This window comes from Paracoccus sp. 22332, assembly GCF_052045125.1.
GTDB classification, from domain to species: Bacteria; Pseudomonadota; Alphaproteobacteria; order Rhodobacterales; family Rhodobacteraceae; genus Paracoccus; species Paracoccus haematequi_A.
In genome coordinates, this window is record NZ_JBQEOI010000136.1 from 1 (window position 1) to 539 (window position 539).

A 539-nucleotide genomic window follows, 5' to 3' on the forward strand; every position below is an offset into this window, starting at 1 on the left:
GGGAGATCACGCCATGAAGCAGAATACCGATAGCTCGTCCTTTTCGCCACTGCCCGACGCAGGCGGGTATGATCCGATCGAGGATCGCCTGCGGGCGAATGTCCGGGCCACCATTGAAGCCATGTTCGAAGAGGAACTTGCCGCCTTTCTTGGTCGGCTTCGTTACGGCCGCGGCAATGAGCGGGCCAGGGGCTACCGCCACGGGCACCGCGATCGGCAGCTGACCGGCACATTCGGCACCGAGACGGTGCGGGTTCCTCGTGCCCGGATCGAGAACGAAGCCGGCAAGATCACCGAATGGCGCTCGAAGGCACTGCCCCGCTACAGGCGGCTGACCAAGAAGGCCGAGGCCCTGATCGCGGCGGTCTATCTGGCCGGCACCAATACCCGGCGCGTCAAGCGGGCGCTGTTTGGCTTATTCGAAGGGGCGGTGAGCAAGGACGTGGTCAGCCGCGCCTGGCGCAAGGTGAAGGTCGACTGGGACGCCTGGTCCGCCCGCGACCTGACCGGCGAAGAGATCGTGCGGCTCATCCTCGACG

General features: G+C 65.5%; 1 protein-coding gene. It reads left to right on the forward strand.

All coding sequences use genetic code 11. The features are described from left to right. Nucleotides 1-13: 13 nt before the first annotated feature. Nucleotides 14-539: transposase (locus tag ACTJI6_RS24210; RefSeq protein ID WP_440804340.1), on the forward strand; the 526-nt coding region annotated here is incomplete at its 3' end.